Genomic DNA, 1,609 nt, shown 5'->3' with positions numbered 1-1,609 from the left:
TCAGAAAGGGGATTGACAACTTTAGCGAAAAGCTGAATCTTTAGTAAAGTATTACTTAAGTGCTTTGATGCCACATCAAAACGCTTCTGCTCATAGGATTCATGGCCAAAAGCCCGAATCACCTTCATTCCAGAAAACCCTTCCAACATCAGGCAAGCAACGGCAGAATTAGCCTGAACCGCTTGTTTACCTCTGTCATTTACGGATCCTGTCACCAACTTGATACTGAGGGAAATTAGTACTAATCCAGCAGCAACCAAAAGGGTTAGTTGCCACGATATTAACAGTAACAGAATTACAAATACAGAAATGGTACAGACATTAATTATTAGGTTAAAAAAATGCGATAGAGCCTCACAACTCCGCCAGGTTTGCTCAGTCAGTGTGTTGAGTAAATTTCCTGATTGATTCGTTTCTAAAAAAGAATAACTTACTTTCAGAAGCTGATTAAAAACACTGGATCGTAACCGATGGTTAATCTTAAGGTAAAGCCAAGACACTAAACTAGTTTTTATATAAACAATTAAGTTCTTAAAAAAAAGAATTATGAATATACAGAAAGCAATAACTAAAATCCGAGCTTCGCTTGGCAAATCAATAACGATTTGCTCGATATTATTTAAGACCAAGCTATTTTGTAAAACTTGAGAGCCTATATTACCAGAACTTTCCAGAAGAGGAATAAATAAACTAATACTAAATCCTTCTGCCAAAGAAGAGAATACTCCTAAGGTGATAATTAATGGCAAAACCCAAGGATAAAATTTAAGTAATGGCGATAGGATTCTGATTTGATTCATGCTTTATTGTTAATCCTAAGGGCTGGGTGCAGGAAATAGGAAATAGGGAATAGGGAATAGGGAATAATTTAGCGTAGTATTCTAAAGGTTTTAGCAATTCGTCTTCGATTACAGAAAAGATTAAGTTGAAATACCCAAAGCTAGTTGACGGAGGGTTTGGGTAAGCGATCGCACGCTGTCGTAGCCATGAGGTCCAAACCAGCGGATTAACATAATTGCTAAACTTAGGCGAATATAGCTCTCTGAATAGCGCATTTGTGGATAGTGCAAGAAAGCTTGTCTACGGAAATGCATTGCTTCTTTGTAGTTTCCCTGATCCACTGAATTCCAAGCTTGGTAGAGATTTAAATAGCTATAACTCCGGTTACGCAAGTACAACAACTCAGAGGGAACAGATTGGAAATTTTTTTCTATGGCCTGACGTGAATCCTGGATCATTTCCTCACGCCTTTTAGACATGCTACTGGGATGCTGTCGCCAAAGAGTTAATGGTTCTTTGACCACGGCAAATAGATAGTTAGCTGCAATCCGAATCCACATATCTCGATCAGCAGCGCTGGATAAGTTGGGGTCGAACATTCCGACAGTCTCAAAGCAACTCCGACGAACCATAGCTGAGCTGCCATTGCCAATCATGTTAACCACCAGAATTTGCTCCCAGACATTTCCTTGTTGATGGAAAGCTATAAGGCTGTTTGTAGGTTTACCTTGCTGATCCACTAGAGCTGTCCAGGTATAGACTAGACCTGCCTCTGGATATTGTTCTAAACAGCTTACCTGTTTTTCAAGTTTAGTTAGCTTCCATAAGA

Annotated in this window: 2 protein-coding genes; both read right to left on the bottom strand. The window is 39.1% G+C overall.

All coding sequences use genetic code 11. The features are described from left to right. The coding region (locus F6K53_RS41015; protein WP_293086019.1) for an ABC transporter ATP-binding protein at nt 1–800 on the bottom strand (800 nt) is incomplete at its 3' end. 120 nt (nt 801–920) lie between these two features. After that, nucleotides 921–1,609: glycosyltransferase family 2 protein (locus tag F6K53_RS41010; protein ID WP_293086016.1), on the bottom strand; the 689-nt coding region annotated here is incomplete at its 5' end.

The sequence above is a fragment of the Moorena sp. SIO4A1 genome (assembly GCF_010672065.1).
Lineage (GTDB): Bacteria > Cyanobacteriota > Cyanobacteriia > Cyanobacteriales > Coleofasciculaceae > Moorena.
This window is presented reverse-complemented; position numbering and strand designations above follow the sequence as displayed.